18 protein-coding genes are annotated in these 25,130 nt (G+C 71.5%); 10 read left to right on the top strand and 8 right to left on the bottom strand.

The genetic code is table 11. From position 1 onward, the window contains the following. Positions 1 to 38: 38 nt before the first annotated feature. A complete protein-coding gene (gene mfd, locus ACAX67_RS06800; protein ID WP_370703054.1) occupies positions 39 to 3,566 on the bottom strand; it encodes a transcription-repair coupling factor in 3,528 nt (1,175 codons plus the stop codon). A gap of 84 nt (positions 3,567 to 3,650) precedes the next feature. Between mfd and ACAX67_RS06795 the strand changes: the two genes are divergently transcribed. Next, entirely contained in the window at positions 3,651 to 7,808 is a 4,158-nt protein-coding gene (locus tag ACAX67_RS06795; protein WP_370703053.1) for a choice-of-anchor D domain-containing protein, read from the top strand. Between the two features lie 173 nt (positions 7,809 to 7,981). Further along, positions 7,982 to 10,798: a M36 family metallopeptidase gene (locus tag ACAX67_RS06790; RefSeq protein ID WP_370703052.1), complete on the top strand. Its 2,817-nt coding sequence runs from the start codon at positions 7,982 to 7,984 to the stop codon at positions 10,796 to 10,798. A gap of 29 nt (positions 10,799 to 10,827) precedes the next feature. Here ACAX67_RS06790 and ACAX67_RS06785 read toward each other — a convergent pair whose 3' ends face one another. Beyond that, positions 10,828 to 11,616 carry a siderophore-interacting protein gene (locus ACAX67_RS06785; RefSeq protein ID WP_370703051.1) on the bottom strand — a complete coding sequence of 263 codons (789 nt, stop codon included), beginning with the start codon at positions 11,614 to 11,616 and terminating at the stop codon, positions 10,828 to 10,830. Between the two features lie 13 nt (positions 11,617 to 11,629). After that, the gene (locus ACAX67_RS06780) at positions 11,630 to 12,403 is read right to left on the bottom strand and encodes an isoprenyl transferase (protein WP_370703050.1); all 774 of its coding nucleotides are present in this window, start codon (positions 12,401 to 12,403) and stop codon (positions 11,630 to 11,632) included. A gap of 123 nt (positions 12,404 to 12,526) precedes the next feature. On the opposite strand from ACAX67_RS06780, the gene ACAX67_RS06775 reads away from it, so the two are divergent. Next, positions 12,527 to 13,816 carry an AIM24 family protein gene (locus ACAX67_RS06775; protein WP_370703049.1) on the top strand — a complete coding sequence of 430 codons (1,290 nt, stop codon included), beginning with the start codon at positions 12,527 to 12,529 and terminating at the stop codon, positions 13,814 to 13,816. A gap of 79 nt (positions 13,817 to 13,895) precedes the next feature. Continuing rightward, positions 13,896 to 14,624 carry a PAQR family membrane homeostasis protein TrhA gene (gene trhA, locus ACAX67_RS06770; RefSeq protein ID WP_370703048.1) on the top strand — a complete coding sequence of 243 codons (729 nt, stop codon included), beginning with the start codon at positions 13,896 to 13,898 and terminating at the stop codon, positions 14,622 to 14,624. Here the strand turns inward: trhA and rlmC are convergent. Further along, positions 14,621 to 15,784, bottom strand: coding sequence for a 23S rRNA (uracil(747)-C(5))-methyltransferase RlmC (gene rlmC, locus ACAX67_RS06765; RefSeq protein ID WP_370703047.1), 1,164 nt, complete (start codon positions 15,782 to 15,784; stop codon positions 14,621 to 14,623). The genes trhA and rlmC overlap by 4 nt on opposite strands. Positions 15,785 to 15,825: 41 nt before the next feature. On the opposite strand from rlmC, the gene ACAX67_RS06760 reads away from it, so the two are divergent. Next, positions 15,826 to 16,548 carry a hypothetical protein gene (locus ACAX67_RS06760; protein WP_370703046.1) on the top strand — a complete coding sequence of 241 codons (723 nt, stop codon included), beginning with the start codon at positions 15,826 to 15,828 and terminating at the stop codon, positions 16,546 to 16,548. A 5-nt stretch (positions 16,549 to 16,553) separates the two neighbouring features. Here ACAX67_RS06760 and ACAX67_RS06755 read toward each other — a convergent pair whose 3' ends face one another. Together ACAX67_RS06755 and ACAX67_RS06750 are read right to left on the bottom strand one after the other, a co-directional pair. Continuing rightward, positions 16,554 to 17,312: a matrixin family metalloprotease gene (locus ACAX67_RS06755; RefSeq protein WP_370703045.1), complete on the bottom strand. Its 759-nt coding sequence runs from the start codon at positions 17,310 to 17,312 to the stop codon at positions 16,554 to 16,556. Beyond that, positions 17,309 to 19,291, bottom strand: coding sequence for a thioredoxin domain-containing protein (locus ACAX67_RS06750; protein WP_370703044.1), 1,983 nt, complete (start codon positions 19,289 to 19,291; stop codon positions 17,309 to 17,311). Before ACAX67_RS06750 ends, ACAX67_RS06755 begins: the two co-directional genes overlap by 4 nt. A 55-nt stretch (positions 19,292 to 19,346) precedes the next feature. Between ACAX67_RS06750 and ACAX67_RS06745 the strand changes: the two genes are divergently transcribed. The 4 genes from ACAX67_RS06745 to ACAX67_RS06730 all read left to right on the top strand — a co-directional run bounded on the left by ACAX67_RS06745 (position 19,347) and on the right by ACAX67_RS06730 (position 21,585). After that, complete coding sequence (locus ACAX67_RS06745) at positions 19,347 to 20,090, top strand: SDR family NAD(P)-dependent oxidoreductase (RefSeq protein ID WP_370703043.1); 744 nt, start codon at positions 19,347 to 19,349, stop codon at positions 20,088 to 20,090. Positions 20,091 to 20,159: 69 nt separating this feature from the next. Continuing rightward, entirely contained in the window at positions 20,160 to 20,678 is a 519-nt protein-coding gene (locus ACAX67_RS06740; RefSeq protein WP_370703042.1) for a hypothetical protein, read from the top strand. 68 nt (positions 20,679 to 20,746) lie between these two features. Further along, positions 20,747 to 21,064, top strand: coding sequence for an ArsR/SmtB family transcription factor (locus ACAX67_RS06735; RefSeq protein WP_370703041.1), 318 nt, complete (start codon positions 20,747 to 20,749; stop codon positions 21,062 to 21,064). Then, entirely contained in the window at positions 21,061 to 21,585 is a 525-nt protein-coding gene (locus ACAX67_RS06730; protein WP_370703040.1) for an SRPBCC domain-containing protein, read from the top strand. Before ACAX67_RS06735 ends, ACAX67_RS06730 begins: the two co-directional genes overlap by 4 nt. A 16-nt stretch (positions 21,586 to 21,601) precedes the next feature. Here the strand turns inward: ACAX67_RS06730 and ACAX67_RS06725 are convergent, their stop codons facing one another. Continuing rightward, complete coding sequence (locus ACAX67_RS06725) at positions 21,602 to 22,564, bottom strand: RNA polymerase subunit sigma-70 (RefSeq protein WP_370703039.1); 963 nt, start codon at positions 22,562 to 22,564, stop codon at positions 21,602 to 21,604. Positions 22,565 to 22,724: 160 nt separating this feature from the next. Here ACAX67_RS06725 and ACAX67_RS06720 point away from each other — a divergent pair, with 160 nt between their 5' ends. Further along, positions 22,725 to 23,960 (top strand): HNH endonuclease signature motif containing protein, encoded by a 1,236-nt coding sequence (locus ACAX67_RS06720; RefSeq protein ID WP_370703038.1) that lies wholly within the window; start codon positions 22,725 to 22,727, stop codon positions 23,958 to 23,960. 129 nt (positions 23,961 to 24,089) lie between these two features. Here the strand turns inward: ACAX67_RS06720 and ACAX67_RS06715 are convergent, their stop codons facing one another. Next, on the bottom strand, positions 24,090 to 25,121 hold the full coding sequence (locus ACAX67_RS06715; RefSeq protein WP_370703037.1) for a hypothetical protein: 1,032 nt from the start codon (positions 25,119 to 25,121) through the stop codon (positions 24,090 to 24,092). Between the last annotated feature and the right edge of the window lie 9 nt (positions 25,122 to 25,130).

Genomic DNA, 25,130 nt, shown 5'->3' with positions numbered 1-25,130 from the left:
CCGAGGGTCCGTCCGACCTTCATCACGCTCGAGTCCCCTTACGCTCCATCAGCCGGGTCGATCACGGCGTCGATCACGCCGCGCGCCCATTCAAGCAGGGCGACCCCCTCGATCGGGCGCCCGGTCTGCCCAGGCGTGCCGGGCCGCGCCACGAGCACCGACTCCAGTTGCGTCTTCACGATCGACTTCGGATACATCCGCTGCAGCCGGACCACCTTGGAGTCCGGCAGGGTCACCGGCGCGAACCGGACGTTCTTGCCCATCACGGTGATCTCCTTGAGCCCCGCCTGGCGGACCCGCGCGCGGAACCGGGCGACGAGCATCAGCGCCACCACCGGCATGGGCGGCTCGCCGTACCGGTCGAGGAGCTCCTCGTTGATCTCGTCGACGTCGGCGTCGGTGCGCACCTCCGCGAGCCGCTTGTAGATCTCCAGGCGCAGCCGCTCGCTCGGGATGTAGTCGTGCGGCAGGTGCGCGTCGACGGGCAGCTCGATGCGGACCTCGTCGAGCACCTCGGGTGCATCGTCGCGGAAGTCGCGGACCGCCTCGCCGACGAGCCGGACGTAGAGGTCGAAGCCGACGTCGGCGATGTGGCCGGACTGCTCGCCACCGAGCAGGTTGCCGGCACCACGGATCTCCAGGTCCTTCATCGCGATCGCCATGCCGCCGCCGAGGTCGCTGTGCTGGGCGAGGGTGGCGAGCCGCTCGTGAGCGGTCTCGGTCAGCGGCTTCTCCGTCGGGTAGAGGAAGTACGCGTAGGCGCGCTCGCGGCTCCGGCCGACGCGTCCGCGCAGCTGGTGGAGCTGGCTGAGCCCGAGGGTGTCGGCCCGCTCGATGATCATCGTGTTGGCGTTGGAGACGTCGAGCCCGGACTCGACGATCGTGGTGCAGACGAGCACGTCGAAGCGCTTCTCCCAGAAGTCGAGCATCACCTGCTCGAGCTGGTGCTCCCCCATCTGTCCGTGCGCGGTCGCGACCCGCGCCTCCGGCACCAGCTCGCGGATCCGCGCGGCGGCCTTCTCGATCGACTGCACCCGGTTGTGGATGTAGAAGACCTGGCCGTCGCGCAGCAGCTCCCGGCGTACGGCGGCCACGACCTGCCGGTCCTCGTAGCCACCCACGTAGGTGAGCACCGGGTGCCGCTCCTCCGGAGGGGTCGTGATCGTCGACATCTCGCGGATGCCGGTGATGGCCATCTCCAGGGTGCGCGGGATCGGGGTCGCGCTCATGCTCAGCACGTCGACGCTGGTGCGGAGGCGCTTCATCTGCTCCTTGTGCTCCACCCCGAAGCGCTGCTCCTCGTCGACGATGATGAGACCGAGGTCCTTGAAGCGGGTGTCGGGGCTGAGCAGCCGGTGCGTGCCGACGACGAGGTCGACGGTGCCGTCGGCCAGACCCGCGAGCACCTCGGCGGCCTCCTTGTCGGTCTGGAACCGGCTGAGTCCCTTGAGGACCACCGGGAAACCGCTCATCCGCTCGGTGAAGGTCGACAGGTGCTGGGTGACCAGCAGCGTCGTCGGCACCAGGACCGCGACCTGCTTGCCGTCCTGCACCGCCTTGAAGGCCGCCCGCACCGCGATCTCGGTCTTGCCGTAGCCGACGTCGCCGCAGATCAGCCGGTCCATCGGGACCGTCCGCTCCATGTCGGCCTTGACCTCGTCGACGGTGGTCAGCTGGTCGGGGGTCTCGTGGAAGGGGAAGGCGTCCTCGAGCTCGCGCTGCCACGGGCTGTCGGGCCCGAACGCGTGGCCCTGCGTCGCCTGGCGGGCCGCGTAGAGCTTGATCAGCTCGGCCGCGATCTCACGGACGGCCTTGCGGGCGCGGTTCTTGCGCTTGGTCCAGTCGCCACCGCCGAGCCGGTCGAGGCTGGGGTGCTCGCCGCCGACGTACCTCGTCACCTGGTCCAGGGCGTCCGCCGGCACCATCAGCTGGTCGGGAGGACCGCCGCGCTTGGAGGCGCCGTACTCGAGGATGAGGTACTCGCGGGTGACGCCCTTGATCTCGCGCTGCCGCATCTCGCGGAACCGGCCGACGCCGTGCTGCTCGTGGACCACGAAGTCGCCGGGCTTGAGCTCGAGCGGGTCGATCTGCCGCTTCCGCCTCGTCGGCATCGCGCGCATGTCGCGGGTCGAGGCCTTCTGGCCGACGATGTCCTCACCCGTCAGCACCACGAGCCGTCGGCCGTCGTCGACCAGGCCGTGCGCCAGGTTGCCGCACGTCACGGTCACGACGTCGGCGTCCGGGGCGGTCCCCGCCGGCAGGGCGTCGACCAGCCGGGCCGGGACGTCGCGCTCCCCCAGCGCCTCGACCATCCGCTGTGCCGGGCCGTGCCCGGCGTGGACGACGACCACGCGGTAGCCGTCGGCCCGCCAGCGCGCGATGTCGGCGAACGCACGCTCCACCTCGCCGCGGTAGGGCTCGGCCGGTCGGGCGGCGATCACCCCTGGCCCCTCGCCCCCCTCCTCGTCGATGCCGAAGGGCGAGAAGGTCCACCAGGACTGGGCGTGGTCCAGCGCGTGCTGTCGTACGTCGGCGAGCTCGCGGTAGGACGCCGCCTGCAGGTCGACGGGGGCCTGTCCGCCAGCGGCGGCCGCCGCCCAGGAGGCACCGAGGAACTCCTCGCTCGTGGCGACGAGGTCGTGGGCGCGGGCGCGGGCGCGCTCGGGGTCGAGCACGAGCACCTGGGTGCCGTCGGCCATCAGGTCGACGAGCAGCTCCAGCTCGTCGACGAGGACGGGGACGAGCGCCTCCATCCCCTCGACGGCGATGCCCTCGGCCAGCTTGTCGGTGATCTCGCGGAGCTCGGGGTGGGCACGGCCGAGCTCGGCAGCGCGGGCGCGCACCTCGTCGGTCAGCAACAGCTCACGGCACGGCGGCGCCCAGAGCCGCTCCTGCGTGGAGATCGTGCGCTGGTCGGCCACGGCGAAGGAACGGATCTCCTCCACCTCGTCGCCCCAGAACTCCACCCGCAGCGGGTGCTCCTCGGTCGGCGGGAAGACGTCGACGATGCCGCCGCGCACGGCGAACTCACCGCGCCTCTCGACGAGGTCGACCCGGGAGTACGCCGCCCCGACGAGCCCCGCCACCACGTCGTCGAGGTCGGCGGACGCACCGGCCGCGAGCTCGACGGGGGCGAGGTCGCCCAGGCCCTTCACCTGTGGCTGCAGCACCGAGCGGACCGGCGCGACGACCACCGAGATCGGGCCGGTGCCCGGGTCGCTGCCGGGGTGGCAGAGCCGGCGCAGCACGGCGAGGCGCCGGCCGACGGTGTCGCTGCGCGGGCTGAGCCGCTCGTGCGGCAGGGTCTCCCAGCTCGGGTAGTAGGCGACGGTCTCGGGGTCGAGCAGGTCGCCGAGCTCCTCCACCAGCTGCTCGGCCTCGCGCGTCGTGGCCGTGACGGCGAGGACCGGCCGGCCCACCCGGGCCAGTCCCGCCACCACGAACGGCCGCAGCGGCACGGGGCCGGTGAGCTCGTGCGCGGGGAGCCGGCCGTCGGCCGCGTCCGCCAGCGCCGTCGCCAGGGCGGGGTCGGCGAGGACGAGGTCTGCGAGGCCGGCGAGAGTCACGTGTCCCGACGATATCGGGCGGTGCTGGGCAAACCTTTGTCGATACGGCTCCGCGGCACCGCCGGCCTGCCCTACCGTCCCGCCATGCGTGCTCCCGCGTCGCGACCGGTGCTGTCGCTTGCCCTGCTCCTCCTCCTCAGCGGTACGCCGGCGCTGCTCGCCGCCCGGGCCGATGCGGCCGGCGACCTCGAGCTGTCCACCGCGGCGCTGACCTACGGCCCGGTGACGCCCGGTCCGGGCACCACCACGCGGGCGGTGGACGTGATCAACAACGGCGACGCCGACGCCGTGGTCGGCTCGCCGTCGATCAGCGGCCCCGACAAGGCCAGCTTCTGGGCCAGCGAGACCTGCGGTGGCGGCTCCGGCGGGTCGACCACTCTCGGTCCCGGGGACCACTGCACCATCACCGTCGACTTCGCCGCCGCGACGCCGGGGGCACGGTCCGCCACGATGTCGGTCCCGTCGAGCGTCGGACCGGCCCTCTCCGTCACCCTGTCGGCGATCACGCGCCTGCCCCACATCACGACCGGCGGCTCGGGGTCGTTCGCCACGACGGCCGTGGGCGACTCCCGCACGCGCGACATCACCGTGACGAGCAACGGCGTCATCGCCGCCGACATCGGCGACGCGACGGTGACGGGCTCCGACGCCAGCCAGTTCTCCGTCATCGGCGACACCTGCGCCCTCGCGGACGAGGTCGTCCCCGGAGACTCGTGCACGGTCACGGTGCGCTTCCGCCCGACCGTCGCCGGCGCGAAGTCGGCCACGCTGAGCATCCCGAGCGACGCCGGCTCCGCGGTGACCGTGCCGCTGACCGGCTCGACCGGTACGGCGACGATGGTCGCCTCCACCCCGTCGATCACCTTCCCCGCCACCGTGGTCGGCGCCAGCACCCGCAGCCCCCTGGTGGTGTCCAACACCGGTGTCGGCGACGTCGCCTGGACGAGCGCGACCATCAGCGGCACCAACGCCAACCAGTTCGCCGTCGACGACAGCTGCCAGTTCGCGGAGCGCATCGGCACCGTGCCGTGCTCGCTCCAGGTCTACTTCCGCCCGACCGCCACCGGCGGCAAGAACGCGACGCTCACCCTCTCCGCGGCCGGCCAGCCCGACGTGGTCGTGCCGCTGTCCGGCACCGGCAGCGCCCAGGTCAAGACGATCTCGACCTCGCCCTCGAGCCTCGGCTTCGGCTCCTTCCCCGTGGGCTCGACGGCCGGCCCGTCCTCGTTCACGATCACCAACACCGGCAACGTCTCGCAGGTCATCGGGCAGGACACCTTCGGCGTCCCGGCGACGAACTACGTCTACGACCTCAACTGCCCGCAGCCCCTCGCCCCCGGCGAGCAGTGCACCGGACTGGTGTGGTTCCGGCCCAGCACCAGTGGCGCCCTCAACGCCACGCTGACGGTGGTCGGCACCGGCACCACGGCCACCGTGGGCCTCAGCGGCACCGGCGTCACCGGCACGCCCGGCATCACCTTCAACCCGACCACCGCCCGCCAGTTCGGGGGCGTGGCGGTCGGCTCGACCTCCGGCACGTTCACCCAGACGATCAGCAACGCCGGTCCGACGTCGTTCGCGGTCAACGGCTCGCCGAGCGTGACCGGCCCGTCGGCGGCCCAATTCCAGATCCAGGGCGGCACCTGCAACCCCGGCTTCCCCGTCAACCCGGGCGGCAGCTGCACCGTCACCATGCGTTTCGCCCCGACGTCCATGGGGCTCAAGGCCGGCGTCCTGACCATCCCCACGACCATCGGCGGACCGCCGATGTCGTTCTCGCTCAACGGTTTCGGGACGCGGGGCTACCCCAACCTGTCGACCTCCGCGCTCGACTTCCCCGCCACCCGGTTCGGCGTCGCGACCGCCACCCAGGTCGTCACCGTGACCAACACCGGCAACGGCCCGATGACCGGCAGCGCACCGACGATCGACGGCCCGCAGTCCGGCGACTTCACCATCGCGAGCAGCGACTGCGGCAGCCTGGTCATGGCGAAGGGCGACACCTGCACCGTCTCGGTGCGGTTCACCCCCGGCGCCCGCGGTCCCCGCTCGGCCACGCTGCACGTCGCCAGCACCTCCGGCGTCGAGCGCGCCGTCGCCCTCACCGGCAGCGGGCTCCGTCCGACCATCAGCGCCGACACCTCCACCCTGGCGTACGGCGACCAGCCCGTCGGCCCCGCATCGGCTCCGCTCACGGTCACCCTCACCAACAACGGCGACGCGAGCCTCAACCTCGGCGCCGCCTCGCTGACCGGCACCAACGCCGACCAGTTCGTCGTCGCCCCGTCCAACGGCTGCAGCGGCGCGACCGTCGCCCCCGGTGACTCCTGCCTCGCCACGGTGCAGTTCGACCCGACGAGCCGTGGGTCGAAGCTCGCGACGCTCAGCTTCGCCAACGACGCCGGTCCCGCGACGACGATCGGCCTGAGCGGGTTCGGCACGCGCGCGGTCGCCTCGCTCAACCCGCCGTCGCGCGACTTCGGTGCGGTCGCGGTCGCCCACCCGTCCGCGCCCGTCACCGTCACCGTCACCAACATCGGCAACGACCCGATGCGACCGGGCGACCTCTCCTTCGGCGGCGCCGACCCGGGTGCCTTCGACCTGATGAACAGCTCCTGCGTCGGCGCGACCGTCGCGCCGAGCGCCAGCTGCTCGATCTCGGTGCGGTTCAACCCCGGCTCGGCCGGCAGCAAGTCCGCCACCCTCACGCTCCCGCACAACGGCGCCAACAGCCCCAGCGTGATCACGCTGTCCGGTGTCGGGCTCGCCCCGGTCGCCGACCCCTCGACCACCGCGGTCGACTTCGGCGAGGTGCGCCTCGGCCAGGGCGCGGAGCGGCTGGTCACGCTCACGAACAGCGGCACCGCGGACCTGGTGGTCGGCACTGCGGCGCTCACCGGCCCCTCCGACTTCTTCGTCGTCGGCGACGGGTGCTCCGGGCACACCGTCAGCCCCGGCGACCACTGCGGCGTGACCCTCGGCTTCCAGCCGCTTTCGCGCGGCACGAAGACCGGCTCGCTGTCGATCCCGCACAACGCCACCGGGTCTCCGACCACGGTCTCGCTGACGGCCGTGGGGATCACGCCGGTGCCGCAGGTCTCCGACGACGAGGTCGACTTCGGCAGCGTCGACCGCGGCACCACCAGCAGCACCACGACGCTGACGGTGTCCAACGTGGGCAACACCGGGCTCAGTGTCGGCAGCGCCTTCATCGGCGGCGTCGACCACGACCAGTTCGTCATCGGCGCCGACCACTGCGGCGGCACGACGGTCGCCCCCGACGACTCGTGCACGATCGACGTGCGGTTCGCCCCGACGACGGTCGGTGAGAAGGACGCCTTCCTCGGCATCCCGACCGACGCCCTCACGTCCACGACGGTCGACCTGACCGGGGTCGGCGTGCCGAAGTCCGACCTGAAGATCCTCGGCATCGGCAGCCTCTACACCGGCAAGGGCCACCTCGTGACCCGCACGGTGAAGACCAGCGGCACGGTGATGAAGTACAAGCTCGGCGTGGTCAACGAGGACGGCCAGGCGACGTCGTACAAGTTCAGGCTCGACCCGTCGGGCGCGGCCGCGACCGCCCAGGTGTGGTCGACCGGCGTGGGCGCCCACGTGCTTCCGACCGACGGCGCGGGCAACTTCGTGACCGGCACGATCCTGCCGGCGAAGACCGTGACCTACGAGCTGCGCGTGACCCCGACCGTCGCCGGGCAGGTGACCTCGGCGGTCGACGTCAGCCTGCTCTCGTCTGTCGACGGCCTCATCGAGAAGGTGTCGACGCAGACCAACACCGCGGCCCCGCTCAACGGCACCAGTGGGTTCGAGCTGTTCGCCACCCAGGGTTCGCAGCCGATGATCGGTGGCCCGGTCGACGGACAGACGGCGAGCTCGCCCGCCCTCAACGTGGGGCAGTCGGCGTCGTTCCGGGTGCGGCTCAAGAACAACGGCACCACGGCGCACCCGATCGGGCTGCGGGTCGGCGAGACCGACGGCTGCTCGGGCTCCTTCACGGTCACCGTCAAGGCGGGCACCACGGTCATCACGGCCGCGGCCGTCGCGGGCAGCTACGTGACGCCCTCGCTCGGCGCGGGCAAGTACAAGGACATCACCGTGGTGGTGAAGCGCATCGCGGTCGCGTGCCCGGCGAAGCGGATCCGGGTGCAGTCCCTCGACGGCGGCGCGGTCGTGCGGACGTCGTACCTCCAGACCAACGCCTCCTACAACGCGGCGTTGGACTGACGAAGAATTTCCGGCGAAGTACTGCGCGCCCGACAGGACGTCCGCTTAGGGTGCGAAGGTCGGTCATCGGCCGGCTTCGTGAAAACTCAACGGACCCCATTGTCGGGAGGGACGGAATGAAGTTGTCGTCAGCACGATCATCAAGCCGCAAGAGGTGGCTCAGCGTCTGGGCGGTGACCGCGATCGCGGTCGCCGGCGTGGGCGTCACGGGCCCCTCGGACGGCGCGGCCCCCGCCGCACGGACGCCCGGGCACCAGGTGACCCGGTCGAGCGACGCCGAGCGACTCGGGAGCTACGACGTGCGACACGTCGGCGGCGACCAGCGTGCGGTGCTCGACCGCAAGCAGGTCAAGGCCAACGGCAAGGCGGTCAGCCGCTTCAGCCGCTCCCTCGGCCCCGGTGCGATCGTCGCGATCGACCCGGTCACCGGCACCCCGGACCAGGTCGCGGCACGCAAGCCGCTCACCGGTCCGAGCAGCCGCTCGGCCAGCGCCGTCGCCCTGCGCTACGTCAGTGACCACCTCGCGGCCTTCGGCCTCGAGAAGGGTGACCTCTCGACGCTGGTCAGGACCCGTCAGTACACCGACATCAACGGCATCACGCACGTCTACTGGGCCCAGCAGATCGCCGGCGCGCGCGTGTTCGGCAACGGCCTGCGTGCCCACGTCGACAAGTCGGGTCGCCTGATCGCGGTGCAGGGCGCCCCGGTCAGCCGCCTCGGCGTGCTGGCCCGCAAGGCTCCGGCCGCGCGGATCAGCAGCAGCACCGCCATCGACAAGGCAGTGACCGACGCCCGGCTCGCCCACCCCGACCTCCGCCCGGGCTCCTCCGCCGAGCGGGTCTGGTTCATCACCCCCGAGGGCCTGCGCCCGGCGTGGCTGACGTTCACCCAGCCCGGGTCGACGGCGGCCTACGAGCACGTCATCGACGCGCGTTCGGGCGCCACCCTCTACCGTCGCTCGACGATCGACTTCGAGGGCTCCGGCGACGCCTACGTCCACGACAACTACCCGGGCGCCACCGGCACCGACTCGGGCGGGCGGATCCACCACGTCAACCTGATCAAGCTGGGCTTCCTCAACAAGCACGCGAGCTTCCCCAAGGGCAAGTACGCCACCGTGTGGCCCGACCTCAACGACAACAACAAGCGCGACAAGAACGAGCACACCCGGGTGCCCCGGTCGCTGCGTGACGCCAAGCGGCTGCGGCTCAAGCCGTTCAAGACGGCCAAGGGCGAGTACGGCTGCAGCAAGCACTACAAGTGCACGTGGAACCCCAACAAGGCCAAGTCGTGGCAGACCAACATGGCGCAGGACGCCATCCAGGGTCTCTACGTCATGAGCCGCTACGCCGACTGGCTGTCCAAGGCGCCCTTCGGCTTCGACCGGGGCAGCGGCAACTTCACCAGCTCCGACCACGACTCGGTCAACCTCAACGCCATCGACGGTGCCAACACCGCCAACGGCTTCCCGGACGGCGACCACGTCAACAACGCCAACTTCAACACCCCGCCCGACGGCCACAAGCCGACGATGCAGATGTACCTCAACGACAACCCGTACATCGCGGCGAGCTCGAGCGACGACTTCCTGACCGTCGGCCACGAGTTCACCCACGGTCTGTCGAACCGACTGGTGGTCAACGCCAACAACCACTCGACGCTCAACAGCTACCAGGCCGGTGGCATGGGTGAGGGCTGGGGCGACTTCTACGCCTTCGACTACCTGCTCACCCACGGCTACACCACCAACACGTCGGACCCGGGCGAGCTGACGCTCGACCTCTACCTGGCGCGCAACAAGTCCGTGACCCGCACCGAGGCGATCGACTGCGGTGTCGGCGAGAGCGCACCGAAGTGCGTGCAGCTCACCGGCGACGACGGTGGCTACACCTACGACGACGTGGGCGACGGCCAGATTGGCACCGAGGTGCACGACGTCGGCGAGGTCTGGGCCCAGACCCTGTTCGACATCCGCACCGACCTCGGTCACAAGGTGACGATGGGCATCGTGACCGAGGGCATGCGCCTCTCGGCCGACGACCCGTCGCTGCTCGACATGCGTGACGCCATCATCGCGGCCGACCAGGCCATGTACGGCGGCGACCACTACGACGCCCTCTGGCAGCACTTCGCCGACCGCGGCATGGGCTTCTACGCGGGCTCCGAGGACGGCTCCGACGCAGCGCCGGTCGCCGACTTCCACACCCCGCCGCCGGCGGGCACCCCGACCGGCTCGATCGCCGGCACCGTGGAGGACGGCAACGGCAACCCGCTCGCGGGTGCCGTGGTCAAGATCAGCGGCCACAGCGAGTACTCCGCCGTGACCGACGCCGACGGCACCTACCAGATCGACGACGTGGTCTCCGGCACCTGGCCGAAGATCGTGGCGTCGGTCGACGGCTACGAGCCCGACGCGGACTCCGTGACGGTCACGGCCGGCGGTACGGCGACGTTCGACGCCGTGCTCCGACGCGACTGGGCCTCGACCAGCGGCGGTGCCAGCATCGCGAGCTTCACCGGTCCGAACTACGCCCCCGCGTGCGGTCCTGAGGGCGCGATCGACCTCTCGCAGGGGTCGGGCTGGGGCAGCACCACCTTCGGTGACGACGGAGCGCCGGGCACCGACCCGACGAAGGTCAAGCCGAAGCAGATCGTGATCGAGCTGCCGGAGACCATCACGGTCACCGGCTTCGGGGTCAACCCGACCGCCACCTGTGGCGACCCGGGCAGCTCCTCGACGGCCGACTACGCGATCTACGTCGCGGCCACGCCCGACGGCCCGTGGGGCTCGCCGGTCGAGTCGGGCACGTTCACGCCCGACGACCGCGGCAGCATGGTCGACCTCCCGCTCTCCTCACCGAAGGCGAACGTGGGCGCGATCAAGTACGTCATGAAGTCGCCGCAGGTCCCTGACTGGAGCGGTTGCCCGAGCGACTACGCGGGCTGCCAGTACATGGACACCACGGAGGTCGCCGCCTACGACGACTGATCTCCACCCAGCGGGATCGCGGGGGCTCGTCAGCTCGCTTCGGCGGCGGCGAGCTCCCGCTTCCATTTCCGGAACTCCTCGTCGACCAGCCCGCGCTTCCAGTAGCCGGAGATCGATGCCCCGCGCGGGTCGACGCCCCGCTCGCGCAGGTAGGGCCGGATCTCCTGCATGACGGCCTGCGCCTCGCCGTGCACGAACACGTCGACGCGGCCCTCCCGCCACGGCAGCTCCCGTACGGCGTCCGCGAGCCCGGCTCCCCCGTCGCGGTGCGACCAGCGGACCTCGACCCCGGCGGGGGCGGGCAGCGGCAGCTCCTCGGCCCGGCTGCCGACGAGCAGGACGGCGTACCCCTGGGCGTCGGGGGGCAGGACAGCGAGCGCCTGCCGGACGGCCGGCAGCGCCGCGTCGTCGCCGACGAGGAGGTGCCAGTCGGCCGTGGGGTCGGGCGAGTAGCCCGAGCCCGGGCCCTGCACGGTGATCGTCGCGCCGGGCTGCACGTCGCGTGCCCAGCGCATCGCGAAACCGCTGCCGTGGAGCGCGAAGTCGATCGCGAGGGTGCCGGCGGCGACGTCGAGCTCGAGCACGGTGTAGCTGCGCACCGAGCTGCGCTCGCCGTCGGCCATCGTCGACAGGTCCGGGGAGCCGTCGGGGGTGAACAGGAGCTTCACGTAGCGGTCGGTGTCGTCGACCCCCTCGAAGGCCGCCAGGTCACCGGCGAACCGGAGTCGGAGCATCGCGGGTCCGAGCCGCTCCGTCGAGGTGACGGTCAGCTCGGTGGTCGGCTTGGCCGGCTTGGCCGGCCGCTCGGGGGTGGTCACCCGGCGAGGCTACTCAGGAGCCGAAGCGGCGCTCGCGCAGGGCGTAGGCACGGATGGCGCGCAGGAAGTCGACGCGCCGGAAGTCGGGCCAGTAGGCCTCGCAGAAGTAGAACTCCGACTTCGCGCTCTGCCAGAGCAGGAAGCCGCCGAGCCGCTGCTCCCCCGAGGTGCGGATCACCAGGTCGGGGTCGGGCTGGCCCTTGGTGTAGAGGTGGTCGGCGATGTGCTCGACGTCGATGATCTGGGCGAGCTCCTCGAGCGAGGTGCCCTTGGCCGCGTGCTCGTGGAGCAGGGAGCGTACGGCGTCGGCGATCTCCCGGCGCCCGCCGTAGCCGACCGCGACGTTGACGATCATCCCCTCGACCTCGGACGTCGCCTCCGCCGCTGTCTTCAGCCGCGAGGCGGTGCCGTCGGGCAGCAGGTCGAGGGCGCCGACCGGGTTGAGCCGCCAGCGGCGCTGGTCGGCCAGGCTGTCGACCGCGTCCTCGATGATCTCGAGGAGCTGCTCGAGCTCCTTCGCCGGCCGGTGGAGGTTGTCGGTCGACAGCAGCCACAGCGTCACGACCTCGATGCCGATCTCCTCGCACCAGGTGAGGAGCGGCTCGATGTTCGCGGCGCCGGCGCGGTGGCCGTGCGCGGTGTCGCGGCCGACCGCCTTCGCCCACCTGCGGTTGCCGTCGAGCATGACCCCGACGTGCTTCGGGAGGTTGTCGGGCATCCGGCGCAGGACGCGGCGTTCGTAGGCGGGGTAGAGCACCCGGCGCGCGCCCCGCTTCCAGTCGACCACGCCCCGATGGTAGCCATTGCGCTGGTCGCGAGGGGGCCGATCCCCGGCGGGTCCTTCCTCGACGGTTGCGCGGGCTGCCACGATGGCCGCAGCGAGTTGACTGACCCTTCGAGAGGAACGCGCATGACTGCCGCAGCCTGGCACCCGGACCCGACCGGCCGACACGAGCTCCGCTACTGGGACGGCACCCAGTGGACCGAGCACGTCTCCGACAGCGGCGTGCAGTCGGTGGCGCCCCTCAACGCACCCGAGGAACCCTCTGCGCAGGGCGCGGAGCAGACCGCGGAGCAGCACACCGCACAGCAGGCCGAGCAGCCGGCCCAGCAGGAGGCCCAGCAGGAGGCCCAGCAGGAGGCCCAGCAGGAGGCCCAGCAGGAGGCGGAGCAGCCGGCCGACCGGCCGGACGGCTCGATGGAGTCCTCCCCCGCCGACGACGCCTTCATGATGGAGACGCGCGTGGTGGGCTCGCCGCCGCCGATGGAGCAGCCGGCGGAGGCACCCGCCGAGGCACCGGCAGCCGAGGCACCGGCCGAGGCACCCGCGGCGGAGCAGCCGTGGCACGAGGCACCGGCCGCCGAGGCGCCCCCGGCGTGGCAGGCCGAGGCTCCCGCGGCACAGCCGTGGCAGGCCGAGGCGCCCGCGGCACAGCCGTGGCAGACCGAGGCACCCGCGGCGCAGCCGTGGCAGGCCGAGGCACCCGCGGCGCAGCCGCCGTCGTACTCCGGTGGCTCGGCCATGCCGGGCATCTCCGGCGACCTGGTCGACGGGCGGTTCTCCGAGAAGGAGGACAACGTCGGACCGTCGCTGCAGAACAGCAAGCTGCTGCGCGTGCGCATCGTGGAGCCGTTCATGGCTCGCCAGGGCGCGATGGTGGCCTACCAGGGCCAGGTGTCGTTCAACTACCAGGGCGGCGGCGCCGGGCGCTTCCTGAAGAAGGCGCTGACCGGCGAGGGTCTCTCGCTCATGCGTGTCGAGGGCGCGGGTGACGTCTTCCTGGCCAACGGCGCGGAGAACGTCCACATCCTCAACCTCAGCAACAGCGGCGTGTCGATCAACGGCTCGCACGTGCTCGCGTTCTCGGCCGGCCTGGACTGGAACGTCGAGCGCGTCAAGGGCGGCAGCATCGCGGCCGGTGGCCTCTTCAACACCACGCTGCGCGGCACCGGCTGGGTCGCGATCACGACCGACGGCGACCCGGTGGTCCTCAACGCGGCGGAGGCGCCGACCTTCGCCGACACCGACGCCATCGTCGCGTGGTCGATCGAGCTGCAGACCTCGATCAACAAGTCGTTCACCGCGGGCGCCCTCATCGGGCGCGGCTCGGGCGAGGCCTTCCAGGTCGCGTTCGCCGGCCAGGGCTTCGTGATCGTGCAGCCCTCCGAGGGCGCGATCGTCCCGCCGCACACGCACTGACCCTCGTGGCGCTCGGGGTGTCCATGGTCACGTCGACACGGACATCCCGAGCCCAGGGGCAGGCGGATAGCCTGGCGTCATGAACCAGGCACTGAGCAGCGCGAACGACCGCGTCCGTGCGGGCCTGGAGCAGATCGGCGACAAGGCCCGCGAGGTCAAGCCGAAGCTGCGGGGCTGGCTGCACGCGGGGTCGACGCCCCTGATCCTCGCCGCCGGCATCGTGCTGGTCTGTCTCTCGCCGACCCCCACGACGCGCATCGGCTCGGCGCTCTTCGCGGCCACTGCGCTCCTGCTCTTCGGCGTCTCCGCGATCTACCACCGCGGCACCTGGTCACCGAGGACGTGGCGGATCCTCAACCGGTTCGACCACTCCAACATCTTCCTGCTGATCGCAGGCTCCTACACGCCGTTCAGCCTGATCCTGCTCGACGGCACCAACCGGGTGCTCCTGCTCTCGGTCGTGTGGACCGCCGCGGTCCTCGGCATCTTCTTCAAGGTCTTCTGGCCGAGCGCGCCCCGGTGGCTGTCCGCGCCGATCTACATCGCGATGGGGTGGGCGGCGCTCTTCTTCATCCCGGCGTTCTTCGACGGCGCACTCGCACTCGGCGTCGGTGTCGGCGTCGCGGTCTTCGTGCTCATCGCCGTCGGCGGGGCCCTCTACACCGTGGGCGGGCTGGTCTACGGCTTCCAGTGGCCCGACCCGTCCCCGCGGTGGTTCGGCTTCCACGAGGTGTTCCACACCTTCACGATCATCGCGTTCACGACGCACTACGTCGGCGTCTCGCTCGCCACCTACTCGCTGCGCTAGGTCTCCTGACGGGCTCTGACCAGCAGGGCCAGCGCCTCGAGGTGGGCGGTCTGCGGGAACATGTCGAGCACCTGGGCCCGCTCCGGGCGGTAGGAGCGCATCGTCGCCAGGTCGCGGGCGAGCGTCTCGGGGTTGCAGCTGGAGTAGAGGATCGCCGGCGGGCCGGACTCCTCGAACCGACGGGCGAGCTCGCTGCCCAGGCCGCGCCGGGGCGGGTTGACGACCACGAGCTCGGGGCGCTCGGCCGGGACGTACGACGTCGCGTCGGCCGCGACGAACGCCACCTGCTCGCTGGACAGCCCCGCGTCGGCTCGGCCGCGGTCGGCAGCGGCGATCGCGTCGGCGCTGATCTCGACGCCGGTCACCCGCCGGCCCGGCGCGGCGAGGTGGAGCGCGAAGCCGCCGACCCCGCAGTAGAGGTCGTGCACCGTGGCCGGGGCCACCTCGTCGACCCATGCACGGGCGGTGCGGTAGAGCGCGGCCGCGACCTCGGTGTTGGTCTGGAAGAAGCTGCGCGGGCCGAGGTGCAGCGTCAGCCCGTTCACCTCCATCGGCAGCGTGCCCTGGTCGGTGAGCACCACCTCGCGCTCACCCTCGAGCACCGCCGCGTGCACCGGCTGGAGGTTGAGCGTGACCACGCGCAGGGTCGGCAGTGCGTCGAGCAGCCAGGGCAGGTGCTTGCGGATCCGGCTCTCGGCGGCGGTCGAGCGCAGCACCCAGCGCACCATCAGCTCGCCGGCGGGTGACTCGGTCACCAGGGCGTGCTTGACCTCGCCGCTCCGCGTCGAGATGTCGTACGGCGGCAGCGCCGCTCGCGTGACGAAGTCGGCCAGGACGGGCAGCGACTCCCGGATCCCCGGCGTGTGGAGGGCGCAGTCGCGGATGTCCACGAACCCGCGGTCGGAGCTCCACAGGCCGAGCGTCGGGGTCTCGACGCTGCCGCCGACGACCATCTTCGCCTTGGTCCGGAAGCCGCTCGGTGAGCTCGCCACCGGCGGCAGCCAGGCGGGCGCGGGTCGGTCCCCCAGGACCGCCGCGAGCTGCGCCCGGGTGAGCTGGTCCTTGGCGGCCAACTGGTCGTCGTACGGCCGGCGGATCCAGGTGCAGGACCGGCACTCCTCCCGGTCGAAGTGCTCACACTCGAGGAGCAGGCCGGTCACGTTGCCCATGCTACGAGCCGGGGACGCCCTAGGCTGCGGCCGTGGCCATCGCGTTGGAGCGGCTGGAGGCGGCACCGGTCCTGTCGACACTGGAGGAGCTGCGCGCCCGCATCGGCGCGCGCTTCCCCACCCGCGGGCTCTACGGCGTCTCGGGCGACCTGCTCACGCTCGCCGGCGAGGTGGCCGCCAGCTCCGAGCTCAACCGCAACCGGATGCGCATCGTGCGGGTGCTGTCGCGCCTCGTCGTGGCGGTGATCGTGGTCGCCACGGTGGCGCTGCTGGCCCTCGCCCTGCACTCCGCACTGGAGGACGGGCCCGAGCGCGGCGTCGACTGGCTCCCGCTCCTCGAGAGCGCCGTCAACGACGTGGTGTTCTCGGCGATCGCGATCTGGTTCCTCTACACGGTGCCGGAGCGGCTGCGGCGGGCCGAGTCGCTGACCCTGCTCCACGAGCTGCGCTCGCTCGCCCACATCGTCGACATGCACCAGCTCAACAAGGACCCGGAGCGGCTCCGCACCACCTTCACCCCGACGTCGGTGAGCCCCGCGATGGAGCTGTCGTTCGAGGAGCTCGAGCACTACCTCGACTACTGCTCGGAGCTCCTCAGCATGATCGGCAAGACCGCCGCCCTGACCGCGGAGGAGTCGCGCGACGCCGTCGTGCTGGACACCGTGTCGACGATCGAGACGCTGACGACCTCCCTGAGCCGGAAGATCTGGCAGAAGATCACCGTGCTCAACGAGGTGCGGAGGTCGGCCTCCTAGTCGTTTCAGGAGCAGCGGCCGGTGCCGAGCCGCACGAGCCCGTTGAGGTCGCCCGTGCCGAAGTCGCGGCGGCCGATGTTGTCGGCGTACATCAGCTCCCTGGTGGAGTCGACGTGGTCGAGCCCGACCAGGTGGCCGAGCTCGTGCAGCAACACCGCGCGCTCCTCGCCGTCGTCCCCCAGCACCGTGTCCATCTCGGCGAACGCGTCGGAGTCGAGGGTCACCTCACCCGTGACGAAGCGGAGCCAGCCCTCGGGCTGCACGGGCACGGGCAGCGAACCATCCACACCGGCCACGTCGTCCTCGAGCTGCGGCACCTCGTCCTCCGTGGCCCAGGCGATCAGCACCGGCTCCCGGGCCGCGAGAGCGGGCACGACCTCGCGGTCCCACGCGGGGCGGCGATCGGTCCGGCCGTCGTACACGAAGCGCAGGCCGGTGTAGTGGGAGACCACGTGGACCGCCTCGGCGACGAAGTCCTCGGTCTCGTCCGCGTCGTCGGGCGCGCCGTCGGGGTTGATCTCGTAGTGGATCTCCCGGCAGGGGTCCCAGGCGACGGGGTCGTCGGGGTGGCCGGGCTGGTGGGCGACGAACGCGTAGGTGCCGCCCGGCGGCACGTCGGCGGGGTCGCCCAGCGGATGCTCGCCACCGAGACCGAGCACCCGGCGCAGGTTCGCGGGGCCGCCCGCCGGGAACCACAGGACGACCGCCGCGAAGACGACCACGCTGATGAGCAGCGACAGGCCGGAGCGCCACCGCTCGGTCATCCGGTGGCCGGGAGCTGGTCGGGCGAGGTCACCGGACGCTCGCAGACGAAGCCGCGACAGACGTAGGCGGCCGGCTTCCCGTCGACGGCGTCGCGCCCGACCAGCAGGGGTACGTCGTCACGCGGGCCGTCCGCGACGACGACCACCGCACCGGGCAGCCGCCGGGCGCGGTGCGCGAGGGCGTCGCGCTCGGGCCCGGCAGGACCGACGACCGCGACCTCGAGCGGACCGTCGAGCATGGTGTGGGCCGCGGCGAGTGACCAGCCGGCGAACCTCGGGGCGCGCTCCGCGAGCTGAGCGACGGTGGCCAGCGCCTCCTCGGCGGCGTCGCGGTAGCGACCCTCGCCGGTCAGCGCGTGCGCGGTCACGAGGGCGTGGACCATGCTGCTGAAGCCGCTCGGCGACGCGTTGTCGCCGGGGTCGCGGGGCCGCGCGACCAGGGCCTCGGCCTCGGCGTGGGTGTCGAAGAACCCGCCGTCGGGCGCGCGGAACCCGGAGAGGGCCTCGTCGAGGAGCCGCGTCGCGAGGGTCAGCCAACGGGGGTCGCCGGTCGCCTGCACCAGGGAGAGGAAGCCCGAAGCCACGCAGCCGTGGTCCTCGAGTACGCCGGCGTGCGGGCCGGCCACGCCGTCCCGCGAGACGCGCAGCAGGCCGGCCTCGGTCAGGTGGAGGCGCTCCAGCAGCTCGCCGGCGGCGACCGCCGCGTCGACGTACTCCTGCTCGCCGAGGAGCAGGCCCGCGTCGCAGAGACCGCTGATCGCGAGGCCGTTCCACGCCGCGACGACCTTGTCGTCGATGCCGGGACGCGGCCGGAGGTCGCGCGCCGCCAGGAGCCGGGCGCGGACGTGGGCGAGCCGGGTCCGGTCGATCTCGGTGCTCGGGAAGTGCCGCAGCTGCAGGGTGGAGGTCCCGTGCTCGAAGGTGCCCTCGTCGGTCACGGCGAAGAGGTCCGCCGCCCAGCGGCCGTGCTCCTCGCCGAGCACCTCGACCACCTGCGCGGGCGTCCACACGTAGAACGCGCCCTCCTCGCTGTGGCCCGTGGTGGGATCGGGGCTGTCCGCATCGAGCGCGGACGCGAACCCGCCCTCCGCCGTGCGCAGCTCACGGATCATGAAGTCGGCGGTCTCCCGCGCGACGCGGTCGCCGGCCTCCGTGCCGAGCCGTGCGTAGAACCCGACCAGCTGGGCGTTGTCGTAGAGCATCTTCTCGAAGTGCGGCACGACCCATCCTCGGTCGACCGAGTAGCGCGCGAACCCCCCGCCGACCTGGTCGTACATGCCGCCGCCCGCCATCGCCGCCGCCGTGCGGGCGACCATGTGCCGCGCGTCCTTCGACCCCTGCCGCCGCAGGAACTCCAGCACCATCGTCGGCGGGAACTTCGGCGCGCCCCCGAACCCGCCGGCCATCGGGTCGAACTCGTCGGCGAGCTTCTGCACCGCCGCCTCGAGCACCTCGGCCGACAGAGCGCCCGACGGGAGGTCGCCCGTCGCGGCGAGGTGCTCGCGCAGCTGGCCGGCCACGCGTCGTACCTCCTCACCGCGCTCGTGCCAGGCCTCGCTCAACGCCTGCAGCACCTGGGTGAAGGCCGGCTGGCCGTGCCGCGGCTGCGGCGGGAAGTAGGTGCCGGCGAAGAACGGCGCCCCCTCGTGGTCGAGCACGACCGTCATCGGCCACCCGCCGTGACCGGTCATCGCGGTGGTCGCCTGCATGTAGACCGCGTCGACGTCGGGCCGCTCCTCACGGTCGACCTTGATGTTGACGAAGTGCTCGTTCATGTACGCCGCCGTCGCCTCGTCCTCGAAGGACTCGTGCGCCATCACGTGGCACCAGTGGCACGCGGCGTAGCCGACGCTCAGGAGCACGGGCACGTTGCGGCTCCTGGCCTCCTCGAACGCCTCGGGCGACCACTCCCACCAGTCCACCGGGTTGTCCGCGTGCTGGAGGAGGTAGGGGCTGGTCGCGGAGCCGAGACGGTTCACCCGTCTACCGTCTCACGCGGCACCACGTCGTGCGGCGGGGCCGTAGATTCGGGCCATGGAGCTCCTGACCCTGGTCACCGGCGGCACCCGCGGCATCGGTCGGGCGACCGCGCTGCGGCTCGCGGCCGAGGGTCACGACCTCGTGCTGGGCTACAGCCGCGACGCCGGTGCGGCCGAGGAGACCCGGGCCGCGGTCGAGGCGCGCGGCGTGCGATGCGAGGTCGTGCAGGCCGACCTGACCGCCCCGGCCGGCGTCGACCGGCTCTTCGCCGCCGCTACCGGGCGGACCCGTCTCACCGGCGTCGTGAACAACGCCGGCGCGACCCTCCACATCGGGCCGCTCGCCGAGACGCCCGTCGACGTCATCCGCACGACCGTCGACCTCAACCTGACCTCGGCCCTGTGGGTCGCCCGGGCCGCCGTACGCGCCCTCGGCAGGTCGTACGGCGGCGAGGGCGGCGTGCTCGTCAACGTCAGCTCCGGCGCGGCGACGACAGGATCGCCGGGCGAGTACGTTCAGTACGCCGCCGCGAAGGCCGGCGTCGACGCGATGACCTACGGGCTCGCCCAGGAGGTCGCCGCCGACGGCGTCCGGGTGGTGGGCGTCGCGCCCGGCATCGTGAACACCTCCATCCACGCGGACGCCGGAGCACCGGACCGGTTGGCGAAGGTCGCGCCACTCGTGCCGCTCGGCCGGGTCGGGGAGCCCGAGGAGATCGCCGACGCGATCGCGTGGTTGATGGGCGACCGGTCGTCGTACGTCACCGGCACGACGCTGCGCGTCGCGGGCGGGCGTTGAGCTGTCGGTCGCGATCCGCGACGCGCAGTCGGTGGTCGCCGATTCGCCTGCCGCGACCTACGCTGAGTCATGCTGACCCGCCGCCTCGCCGGAGTGCTCGCCCTCACCCTCACCGGACTCGGCGGCTTCGCCGCCTCGGCCGCGACCGGACCGTCGACGAAGGATCCTGTGCCGGTCCAGCGCGTCCAGCGCTACTACGGGACCGGTCCGTCGGCCGACTACTCGGGCGACTCCGGCGGCATCGGCCAGGTCCGGCCGCTCCGGTTCGCGGTCCCTGAAGGTGCGACGAGCACCGGGGTGGTCGAGGTGTCGTTCCAGTACCGGACGAAGGGCAAGGGGCCGTTCGTGGTCCACGCAGGACTCGAGCAGGTCGGGGGCGGCGACCTCGTGTCGCGGCCCGACGAGCTCGCCCTCGCGCCGGCGCCCGAGCCGACCTCCACCACGGTCCGCTTCCTCACGCCCGACATCGAGGGCGGCCACACCTACCGGGTCTTCGTCGGCGTCAACTCGTCCTTCACGAGCGCGGGCGCCGGCAACCACATCTCGACGCGCCGGATGGTGGTCACGGTCGAGCTCAGCACCGACTGAGCCGTTCGTCGCAGCATCGCCGCAAATGTACCCTTGCGGTTACGTAACCACTTGGTTACGTTATCGCCATGAACGCTGTCCTGAACGCGCTGGCGGACGAGAGCCGGCGCACGGTCCTCGAGATCCTCCGCGACCACCCGGCGAGCGCCGGCGAGCTCGCCGAGGCCCTGCCGATCGCCCGACCGGGCGTGTCGCGGCACCTCCGCGTGCTGCGCGAGGCCGGGCTGGTCGACGTACGCCAAGAAGCGCAGCGCCGCATCTACACGCTCCGCCCGGAGGCGCTCGTCGAGGTGGACGAGTGGCTGGGCAGCTACCGCCGGCTCTGGAAGCACCGGCTCGACGCACTCCACACCGAGATCGCACGAGGGAAGAAGGCAGGACGATGACCACGACAGCGACGATGCGAGCACTGGACGAGACCCGCGGAGCGATCCGGGTCGACGATGTCTACGACGCCGGCATCGACGACCTCTGGGAGGCCTGCACGACGCCCGAACGGCTCGCGCGCTGGATCGCCCAGGTCGACGGCGACCTGCGGGTCGGCAGCACGGTCCGGGCCGTCTTCACGAGCACGTGGACCGGCCGGGCACGCATCGACGTCTGCGACGCCCCACGCCACCTGCTGCTGACGATGGAGCCGGGCTCCGACGACGAGACACAGATCGAGGCGTGGCTGACCGAGGAGGGCGACGGGACACGACTGGTGGTCGAGGAGCGCGGCCTGCCGACGACCCACCTCCCGTTCCACGCCTCGGGCTGGCAGGTCCACCTCGAGGACCTCGGTCGGTCCCTGGAGGTCGGGGGCACCGTCCACCCCGAGGGCTGGAGCCCGGAGAGCGGGGCGCCGGGATGGAAGCGTCGCTGGGACGAGCTCACGCCGAGCTATCAGCAGCTGCAGATCGGCTGACCTCGGAGGCTGCGCGCTACCTCGGCAGTCGGTCGGGCAGCCCGAAGCGGGCGAACTGGTCGTCGTGGAAGCTGGTGATGTCGACGATCTCCCCGCCGACGATCCGCAGCACGTCGATCGCGATGGGCAGGTGGGCTCCGGCCGCCTCGTCCCACATGTAGAAGGCGACAGCGGGCTGGCGGTTGGCGTCGGCCCGTACGGCGCGCAGGCCGGTCATCTGCGGGAAGCCGCCTCGGATCCACTCGCCCACCACGGCGTCACGGCCGACCTGCACCCCTGGCGTCGGCGGCATCGCGGACCGTACGTCGTCGCGGAGCATCGTCGCGAGCGTGTCGACGTCCGTGGCGAGGCTGGCCTCGGTGTAGCGGCGCACCAGGTCCTGGGTCGCGGCGTCGCCCTCGTCGCCCGTCCAGTCCTGCCGCTCGGCAGGCAGGTGCTCCCGCATGCCGGCCCGAGCACGCTGGAGAGCACTGTTGACCGAGTTGACGGAGTCACCGAGCAGCTCGGCGACGTCCTTGGCCGGCCAGCCGAGCACGTCGCGCAGGATGAGCACGGCCCGCGGCCGCGGCGCCAGGTGCTGGACGGCGACGAGGTACGCCAGCTCGACCGTCTCGCGCGCGAGCGCGACGGCCTCGGGCTCCTCGCTGTCGTCGGCGCGCAGCTGGTCGAGCAACGCGTCCGGGTAGGGCTGCAGCCACAGCACCTCGCCGCCGTACGCAGGCTGCGGTCGGCGCTTGGCCAGCAGGTCGAGCGAGGCGTTCGTCGCGATCCGGTAGAGCCAGGCGCGCACCGTCGAGCGGCCCTCGAAGGTCTCCCGGCTCCGCCATGCGCGCAGGAGCGACTCCTGCACCGCGTCCTCGGCGTCCTGGAACGATCCGAGCATCCGGTAGCAGTGCACGTGGAGCTCACGCCGGTGCCGCTCCGCCAGTGCCGAGAACCCCGTTTCGTCGAGCTCCTCGAGCCTCGTCTCCGCAGTCATCATCGCCATCATCCCTTCTCGTGCTCTCGCTGTCGGGGGTATGACGGCGGGACGGGCCCGGACTCATCACTCGCGGCGGATCAAGGAATCTTTAGTTGTATTTCGAGCCGAACACGTGTACGATTGTGTCAATTCCCGGGGGGTGAACACCTTGGTCGCAATGACGATCGACCAGCCGCACGCCGCGGTCGTGTGCGCCCGCCGGGTCGCGGAGACGCTCAACGAGGCGCTCGACTTCGAGCCCACGTTCATGAGCACCGACGACAAGCGGGCGCTCCTCCTGGCGATCGCCGACGACGAACGACGCCTGGCCGCCCTGAAGCTGAAGGCGATGGCCGCGTCCGCGGATGTCGCCGAGCACGACGGTGCCCGCGACATCGCCGCCTGGATCGCCCCGCGCACCCAAGCCGAGGCGCGTCCGCTCCGGGCTGAGCAGAGGCTCGCCCAGGCGTTGGACCAGCGCTACGCGCAGGTCGCGGCCGGCATGGCAGCGGGCGGCGTCTCGGTCGAGCAGGCCGAGGTGATCGTGCGAGGCCTCGACGCTCTCCCCGACCGGATCGGGATCGAGGTCCTGCGCCGCGCGGAGGCCGAGCTGGTCGATCACGCCACGACGTACAACCCGACCGAGCTCCGGATCCTGGCCCGGCGCATCCTCGACGTCGTCGCCCCGGAGATCGCCGAGGCCGAGGAGGCTCGCCGGTTGGAGGAAGAGGAGCAGAAGGCCCTCGAGAAGTGCCGCCTGCTGTTCAAGCCCCTCGGCGACGGCAGCACCCGGATCTCGGGGCTGCTTCCCGAGGATGTTGCCGAACGGCTCCGCACCTACCTGCACGCCTTCACCTCCCCCCGCAAGCAGCAAGGCGCGATCGGCGGAGAGGAGGACCGCATCCCCTACGCGCGCCAGCTCGGCCAAGCGTTCTGCGCCCTCCTCGAGCACCTCGACCCCGCCAAGCTCCCCGAGCACGGCGGTGACGCCACCACGATGGTCGTCACGGTCCCGATCGACTCGCTGCGCGCCTCACTCGGCGTCGCCGAGGCAGGGCCGGAGCAGAAACTCTCCGCCAGCGCCGTACGACGCCTCGCCTGCACCGCGAACATCCTGCCCGCCGTCCTCGGCGGCAAGGGCGAGGTCCTCGACCTCGGCCGCCAGCGACGGCTCTTCAGCCGGGCGCAACGTCGAGCGATGCGGCTCCGCGACAAACGATGTCGGGCCGAAGGTTGCTCGATCCCCGCCGCCTGGGCGGAAGCACATCACCTCAGACCTTGGTCCGAGGGCGGAAGCACCGACCTCGACGACGGCGTGCTGCTGTGCAGCTTCCACCACCATCGCATCCACGACAGACGGTTCGGCTACGACGTGCTCCCCAATGGAGACCTTCGGATGTTCGCGGTGCGCTGAGTCGCGTCTGCAGGGCTGGGTGCCGATGCGTCACTCACGGCGAAAGGACGCGCGCGGAGGGCGGACGCTGGGCGCGGGCTGCGCTCGCCGCGTTGCGCCTATCTCGTCGAGACCTTTCGATGTAGGTGGCTAGGCGGGGTGAGCGCTCAGGCACGACCCCAATGATTCTGCAACGCTAGTGACGGAGAGATCGAGGATCCACGAGAGACCCTGCGCGCTGGAGAGCGTGACTCGACCGTAAAGCATGATTGGCAATTGGCGATTGTTCTTGAAGCGCCGGTCGGGGCCACCGCCCTTGTTTACGTACTGCCACGTGGTACCTACCTGGCTGGCGTCACGCGGCGGCGTGTGGTCCTCGATGAATCGTTGCCGATGGACGTCGACCCGCAGGTGCTCGTAGGCGACGTCCGTCCACTTCCGACCCGTACGCATCAGGACGCGGTCGGGCAGGAAGTAGAGCGTCGTACTTCCGCTGCTCAGCGAGGGCACTGTGATGTTTGCGGCCAACACCTTGGGAGGAGCTAAGCCAAAAGAGACGGGCGCACGGCCGATCAGATAGGACGCGCCCGCGTTGGTCTTGTGCTGGTAGAGCGTCTCGACCTTGCCCGATTGAATAATGCGCCAGGCACCCCCGAGCCTGTCTAACGAGGCCCACGTATGTTCGACCCTCGTTGCCCACGCCGGAACGTCTCCCTCCAGGGTGTACTCGACGGGCACGAGATGCTCAATGCTCTCCTTGCGGTAAGCCAGCACCGCGATCGCGATCGCGATCGCGGATAGCAAGAACAGGACGATGCCGATCACCAAGGCACCGCCACTGACACTTGCGATTCCTGCAAGCAGGAGTCCTGCGGCGCCTGCAGCCACCACTAATGACCACACCAGGGGCTTGTCGGCTGCATTGAGCTGACTCACCAAGTCATCAGGTGCCGTGGGAGTGAGAGCGAGCGCATCAAGTCCCGCAACGCTCTTCATTTCGACCGCGTGGGGGTCGTACATCGGTTCAGTGAGGTAGCGGGGTCCCCCGGCACCGCCGACCGTGATCTGGTTGAGTCGTGGGTATCGCACGCCGGTCCACGCCGAGAACGGACCGATCCCTGAACTAAGGCCCACGCCGCGATTGCTGACGCTCATTCGCGCGATGCGCGGACCAGCGCTCATACCCACGCC

The sequence above is a fragment of the Nocardioides candidus genome (assembly GCF_041321175.1).
GTDB lineage: Bacteria > Actinomycetota > Actinomycetes > Propionibacteriales > Nocardioidaceae > Nocardioides.
This window is presented reverse-complemented; position numbering and strand designations above follow the sequence as displayed.

Coding starts and splice junctions, on each gene's coding strand:
- trhA (WP_370703048.1), top strand. CDS start 13,896: ATGAACCAGGCACTGAGCAGCGCGAACGACCGCGTCCGTGCGGGCCTG.
- ACAX67_RS06795 (WP_370703053.1), top strand. CDS start 3,651: ATGCGTGCTCCCGCGTCGCGACCGGTGCTGTCGCTTGCCCTGCTCCTC.
- ACAX67_RS06715 (WP_370703037.1), bottom strand. CDS start 25,121: ATGAGCGCTGGTCCGCGCATCGCGCGAATGAGCGTCAGCAATCGCGGC.
- ACAX67_RS06755 (WP_370703045.1), bottom strand. CDS start 17,312: ATGACCGAGCGGTGGCGCTCCGGCCTGTCGCTGCTCATCAGCGTGGTC.
- ACAX67_RS06745 (WP_370703043.1), top strand. CDS start 19,347: ATGGAGCTCCTGACCCTGGTCACCGGCGGCACCCGCGGCATCGGTCGG.
- ACAX67_RS06730 (WP_370703040.1), top strand. CDS start 21,061: ATGACCACGACAGCGACGATGCGAGCACTGGACGAGACCCGCGGAGCG.
- ACAX67_RS06775 (WP_370703049.1), top strand. CDS start 12,527: ATGACTGCCGCAGCCTGGCACCCGGACCCGACCGGCCGACACGAGCTC.
- ACAX67_RS06740 (WP_370703042.1), top strand. CDS start 20,160: ATGCTGACCCGCCGCCTCGCCGGAGTGCTCGCCCTCACCCTCACCGGA.
- ACAX67_RS06725 (WP_370703039.1), bottom strand. CDS start 22,564: ATGACTGCGGAGACGAGGCTCGAGGAGCTCGACGAAACGGGGTTCTCG.
- ACAX67_RS06720 (WP_370703038.1), top strand. CDS start 22,725: ATGACGATCGACCAGCCGCACGCCGCGGTCGTGTGCGCCCGCCGGGTC.
- ACAX67_RS06735 (WP_370703041.1), top strand. CDS start 20,747: ATGAACGCTGTCCTGAACGCGCTGGCGGACGAGAGCCGGCGCACGGTC.